The organism is Flavobacterium sp. CSZ, assembly GCF_015350725.1.
GTDB lineage: Bacteria > Bacteroidota > Bacteroidia > Flavobacteriales > Flavobacteriaceae > Flavobacterium.
Genome location: NZ_JADKPQ010000026.1, coordinates 76,908 through 83,163 on the forward strand (window position 1 = coordinate 76,908; position 6,256 = coordinate 83,163).

The 6,256-nt window shown below is 29.1% G+C and carries 6 protein-coding genes; 4 read left to right on the top strand and 2 right to left on the bottom strand.

Annotated features, from left to right (window positions below; genetic code table 11):
• Positions 1-178: 178 nt before the first annotated feature.
• A complete protein-coding gene (locus IRZ78_RS23335) occupies positions 179-1,066 on the top strand; it encodes a DNA-processing protein DprA (protein WP_194619466.1) in 888 nt (295 codons plus the stop codon).
• Entirely contained in the window at positions 1,066-1,689 is a 624-nt protein-coding gene (locus IRZ78_RS23340) for a hypothetical protein (RefSeq protein ID WP_194619467.1), read from the top strand. The genes IRZ78_RS23335 and IRZ78_RS23340 overlap by 1 nt, the downstream gene beginning before the upstream one ends.
• Positions 1,690-2,088: 399 nt before the next feature.
• On the opposite strand, the gene IRZ78_RS23350 is transcribed toward IRZ78_RS23340, so the two are convergent.
• Positions 2,089-2,994 carry an HNH endonuclease signature motif containing protein gene (locus tag IRZ78_RS23350; protein WP_194619471.1) on the bottom strand — a complete coding sequence of 302 codons (906 nt, stop codon included), beginning with the start codon at positions 2,992-2,994 and terminating at the stop codon, positions 2,089-2,091.
• 758 nt (positions 2,995-3,752) lie between these two features.
• Between IRZ78_RS23350 and mobC the strand changes: the two genes are divergently transcribed.
• Together mobC and IRZ78_RS23360 are read left to right on the top strand one after the other, a co-directional pair.
• Positions 3,753-4,145, top strand: a complete 393-nt coding sequence (gene mobC / locus IRZ78_RS23355; protein ID WP_228520586.1) for a plasmid mobilization relaxosome protein MobC — start codon at positions 3,753-3,755, stop codon at positions 4,143-4,145.
• On the top strand, positions 4,130-4,897 hold the full coding sequence (locus IRZ78_RS23360; RefSeq protein ID WP_194619475.1) for a relaxase/mobilization nuclease domain-containing protein: 768 nt from the start codon (positions 4,130-4,132) through the stop codon (positions 4,895-4,897). The genes mobC and IRZ78_RS23360 overlap by 16 nt, the downstream gene beginning before the upstream one ends.
• A gap of 551 nt (positions 4,898-5,448) precedes the next feature.
• Here IRZ78_RS23360 and IRZ78_RS23365 read toward each other — a convergent pair.
• Positions 5,449-5,700: a helix-turn-helix transcriptional regulator gene (locus tag IRZ78_RS23365; RefSeq protein ID WP_194619477.1), complete on the bottom strand. Its 252-nt coding sequence runs from the start codon at positions 5,698-5,700 to the stop codon at positions 5,449-5,451.
• Positions 5,701-6,256: the final 556 nt, after the last annotated feature.

Below are 6,256 nucleotides of genomic sequence, written 5' to 3' on the forward strand. Positions count from 1 at the left end.
AAGATAAAATTAATGTTTTATAAATATTCTAAGAGAGTAACTATTTAAAAAGAATATGATTATTTTTTTATGATTTAAAACACAACATTTGTACGGTCTTTAATGTTTTATAATTTTATAATAGGTTGAGTTAAATTGGAAAAAAAATATATATTTTTACAAATGAAATACGCAGTTTATGATAAATTTTAATAATCAAGAAGACGATATACTATTTGAATCGATAGCGCCATTTAGGGAAATGGCAGCTTATGAAGCTTTATGGGAAGACAGGAGTATAAGTTTTAAAAAATTATCTGAAATTTTTAAAAAAAACCCATATGCTTTACCATCGCAATTTGTTGATGGGAGTAAAATAGATAAATATGCTGACTTGTTGAAAAATATTATTTTTAATAATGAGAATATTAAAACTAATATATTAATCAACAATACGATTGATTATCCTATAAAGTTAAGAGATGCAATTGAACCAATTGAGGTACTTTATTATAGTGGTAATTTAGATTATATTAATTCCCCTTCAATTGCCATCGTTGGTTCTAGGAAGCCTTCTGAAGAAGGATTGAGAAGGACTTCGCAAATTGTTAAATTACTAGTACAAGATAATTTTACAATTGTATCAGGATTAGCAGAAGGTATAGATACTCAAGCACATACTACGGCTTTAAAATGCGAAGGTAGGACCATTGCTGTTGTTGGAACTCCTCTCAACGTATTTTATCCTAAACAAAATAAATCACTTCAAGAATTTATAGCAAAAAATCATTTATTAATTAGTCAAGTTCCATTTGTAAGATATGAGAATCAAACTTTTGTAGGCAATAAATTATTTTTTCCCGAAAGAAACAAAACTATGTCTGCAATCACTCAAGCTACAATAATAATTGAAGCGAGTGATACATCAGGAACTCTAATTCAGGCAAAAGCCGCACTTAATCAAGGGCGTAAATTATTTATTTTGCAAAGCTGTTTTGAGAAAACTACAATTAGTTGGCCAGAGAAGTTTGAAAAGTTAGGAGCTATTAGAGTAAGAACCTATGATGATATTCAAAATAATTTATGATGAGTAAGTTATTGTTAATTGATGAAATGGTTATAGATGACCATCATTATTTGAGATTGGGTGTTGATAGATGTTTTTACTACTTTGAATATACAGCTGATAAAGGATTTAGTTATAGCAAGACAAATGAATTGATTCTTAATTTTAAAAAAAAATTAGATAGAAAAGGGAAAGTTGATTTTAAGTATAAAGGCGAGGCAATAAAAGAAATTGCTAGCTTATTAAGTCGCTTAAGTCAGAAAAGTATAGATAACTCTACATTTGTTCCTATTCCTCCATCAAAATCTAAAACGAATACTCTTTATGATGATAGGGTTGTTCAAGTACTAAATTTAGGCCTAAATGGAAAAAATGCTGATATAAGGGAACTTGTTAATCAAACCACTGATACGGTCGAATGTCATGTAAGTGGAAAGAGAGATGTTCGGGCACTTGAAGGTATTTTGGAAATTAATGAAACCTTAACGGATAATGTGAGAGAATTTATAGTGATAGTTGATGATGTTTTGACAACTGGCTGCCACTATATTGCTATGAAAAATGTTTTACTTAAAAGGTTTCCAGATGCAAAAATAATTGGGCTTTTTATTGCTAGAAGAGAAATTATTAATGATGATTTTTAGTATGATCATACTATTGTAATAGTTTTTCAATAACTAGTTTTTCAATGAATGGTATATCTGCTTTTGATAGGTTCAATTTTTAATATTTCATTTTTATTAAAGCGAGCTAATGAATCATTGTCTGTTGAAAATTTCGGTTCATTTGCAAAGTCAATTAACTAAGAATGAAGTATATTTTTTTTTATTTTCTAAAATAATTTCGAGGTTCATGAAATACTTTCTAATATTTACATGTACATTAAGTTATTCTAAAAATTCTCTAACAAGTGCTTCTTCGTAGCTTTCATTTTTTTTAACTTTTCCTCCTGTAAATTCCCAAAAACCCTGCATCATTTTTATATTTATTACGTCTAGCGAGAAAAGTACATTCAGTGTTTACTAAAAGATCGCAAACGACATTTATAATTTGCATTCTAACTTTTTTCGATGGTGGTCTAAGTACTTCTTATTGCCGTCAGTAAGATTCTCAATTTTTTCCTGACCTGATATTTTTAAATCTCCTAGAGTCTCAGATGTTATTTTCTTTGATATAATTATTTTACCTTCATTAGTAAATGAAATCAAATTTTTATCAAATAACGCATCATATTTTGGAGATAATAAAATGCCATTATCAACATCTAATCTTTCTGAATCATCAGATTCTCTCCATGGTTTAATATGTGATGCAATAAGTATTTCCTTTATACTACAACCAGTAATTGCACATTTATTATTCCATCGTTTAAGTAGTCTTCTTCTATATTCTCCTTGACCAACTCTTGAATTCACAAGTCCTTTTCTAGATGTAATATCTGGTACATTGTTTATAATTTCTGTACCATTATTTTTTGCATCAATAACTTCGTTGATTATTCTAGAATCTACATTTGCTATTTTTAAAATTTCTAAAGCACATTCATCACTGATTTTATATAAGTACCCTTGATTAGCCGTCACTGATTTTCCTATTATTGGAGAATATTTTAAAGGAAGAAGGTCTTTTATGCTTTCGTATAATTCTTTTAATGATATTTTTTTTTCAAAATCGATATATTCAACGTCTACCATTCTTCCATCTGCGTGCCAGTACGAATCCTGACTAAATTCATTTGGTTTTTCAGTCAGATAAGGTAAAGACATAACTATGCTATAACCAAAAACATTGCCTTTACAGTAATTGAAAACTATATCATTCACTTCAAGTTCACTCATCGTTTCCCAATGAAAAACGGATTTGCCATTGATATCTGATAAGGGAGCCCATAAATAACCTCCTTTTTTTTCTTCCTTATATGTTTTGCCTTGATTTACCCAATAATTCATAGTAATGATTTTTCTTATGAAGGCAATTATACGAAAATTAATTTGGTTAATGTATAATTTTAGGTCATGATTGAAAATAACAGAATTACCCTAAATAAATACCTGTTTTTCAGGAGTATAATTTTCAGAACCTAAAAATACACACTATATTTGATACGAAATTGAATTCAAGCCAATATGTCAAAAGTAAAATACATTAGAGTTTCAATGTTAGAACAAAATACAGGTCGCCAAGAAGTCAATGCCAAGAATTTTCAAAAGTTTATATTGATAAGACATATGGTTTAATCCAATTTACTGAAAAAAAATAAGAATCAAGTACAATAAACTCTATAATGTAACCTGAAAACTTATCTTTAGGAATGTTTATTTTTATTTAAATCTTTTTTAAAGAATAAAAATAAACCAAATTATTAGACACAGACACAAAAGTATGCTTAACGTCTTTTTCTAGCTCATCAAGAAAGTCCCAATTCGGGACTTATAGCGTTTCAGATCTCTACTTATCCAATTTTTATTTTCTTTTTTTTATATCTATTTATATTTAACTTTTTAGAGCTATCATAGCTAAAATATGCTCATGATAGGAATTGTCAAAACTTCATTTTAATTTAGTTTTACGTTTAAAGATCATCTCGTTTCTTTAGTATGACAAGATTAACGATTGTTTAACAACCGCTTATCTTGTTATTATCTTAGAACACGGTGGTTGACACACTAGAAGAAAAGGAGTTTGAAAATAATGAAAATGAAAGATGATGAGAAAAGAAAAATCAAACAGAAATCGCCATGTAACAGTGCTATTTACAATGGAAGAATACAGTCAACTTAAAGACAAATTCACAGCAAGCACATGCCGCGGTATAAGTGATTACATTCGAAAACATTTATTTAACAAACCAATTGTAACCACTTACCGAAATCGTTCTTTAGATGATTTGATGGAAGAAACAATCATGCTAACCAATGAATTGAGTGCTATTGGAAAAAACATTAATCAAATAGCCAAAAAAAACAATACAGCAGAGTCCTACTTTGAATTTAAGCAAGAGCTTTCCATACTCGATATTGAAAAAAAGATGCTCTTTAGTAAAATAGAAGAAATCAGAAACCACACTCAAAAAATTGCTGAACAATGGTTACAATTATAAAAATAAGCCATTCGATAGCCAGTATTCTTAGTTATAATGAAAACAAAGTCAAAACTGGGGCTGGCGAGTGCATTAAGGCGGCAAATTTTCCATTAGAATTAGAAAAACTAACTTTCACATTAAAACTAAATCGTTTTTTGAATCGCGCCAAACTTAATGAAAATGCAAAAAGAAATACTGTTCATATTTCTTTAAACTTTCATCCGTTAGATAATCTCTCTAAAGAAGTCTTAATTGAAATTACAGATACTTATATGGAAAAAATAGGATTTAGCAAACAGCCCTACTTAATATATCAGCATCACGATGCCGGGCATCCGCATCTGCATATTATTACTAATAATATTGAGCGGGATGGAAAACGAATAGATTTACATCATTTAGCTATAAAAAAATCAGAACCAGCAAGAAAAGAAATAGAAAAAGTTTTTGGACTTGTCAAAGCTGAGGGTAGAAAAAATAAAGAAGTATTTTCTTTAGATCCAATACCAACTTCTAAAGTAAGATATGGTGAAATAACATCTATGAAAGCAATTAGCAATGTGCTTAATAGGGTTCTGAATACTTATAAATATTGCAATCTTCAGGAGCTTAATGCAGTACTTAAACAGTATAATGTTATGGCTGACCCAGGAAAGGAAGATTCCAAAATGTTTACATCAAAAGGACTGCTATATCGAATACTGGATGAAAAAGGAAATACGGTGGGGTTCCAATCAAGGCGAGCAATTTTTATTTACAGCCAACTTTGAAATTTTTAGAAAAAAAGTTTGAAAGCAATAGAATAAGGCTATCATCAGATATAACATCTCTTAAGTACTCCATCGAGAAAGTATTCTTAAAAACAAAAAAACTATCGTTAACAGATTTTACAATACAATTGGAAAAAGCGGGTATCAATACTATTCTCACAAAAAACAAACAAGGCATACTTCAGAATATCATAAAACACACAATGTTTTTAATGAAAATGCTTTAGGTGAAAAATATAGTTTGAGATCAATTGAAGAACATTGCTTATTAAAAACTTCTAATAGAGCAACAATTCATGAACCTGAGCAAAAAGCAAAAAAATCTAAAACTTTCCGGTTTCGAAATAATTAAAATAGAAGAACTCAAAATTAATAAAGCCCTTGAAATATAGTTCCCCTTAATCATTTAATTCTTAATTCGGTTTTTTATTACATCCCTAATTAGTCCCCTTATTGAAAAAAGGAAGCCTTATTACAAAAAATTATAAGTCTTTTAAATAATCTTATTAATAGATAGTAAGAGTTATATCTTTCTTTAATATTAAATAATCTTAATCTTTAAATTCACTTGAATCAAAAAAATCACTTAAGCTAATATTAATCATTTTACAAAATTTTCTAACAGTGTGTATACTTACACCTCTTTTCGTTTTTTGACTTTCCCATCTGCTTATTGTCTGTCTTTCAATATCATGTTTTTCCGCAAATTTTGTTTGATTTAAACCTGTTAGCAAGCGCAAAGTTTTAATTCTTCGCGCAATTTTATTTTTAAATATAATATCTTCCTTACTCAGTTCTGCCATACCGCAATTTTGACAAAATTTCACAATATTCTGTAAACCACTTGGATTACAAAATAAATTTTGTATATTTGATTTTATTTATTTCTTTACTTAGTAGCGAAGAATAAATTTGATTTATTAATTTTGCGTTTCTTCATATAAAAATTTGAAGCATTCGCTTTGAATCTCGTATCAAAAAACTGGCGTTTTAAATACCACGAGAGGATAAGTTAGATGCTCACGCCATTGGCGTGGGCTCACTTATTTGTGGTAGGGCGCCGCCAGTGCCTTTGATACGATAAGCTGAGTTCCACGCCTTTTTTATGGTCTCACATTAAAATTCTTAGCACCTTCTATTTACATGGTTTCGCAGGACAATAAAAAGTTTAACCTTTTAATGCGTTTACTCATGTAGAAACAAACAACTTCTTTATGACCATTAAGACGTTTACTTAATGCATAAAAAATGGCCCTCTATCTCGTCGCCAAACTAACATAGAGGACCGTAGCTAATCTCACTATCGTTTCAACTAACCAATCCAATATTATGAATAATTTTTCATTTTACAAGGATGGA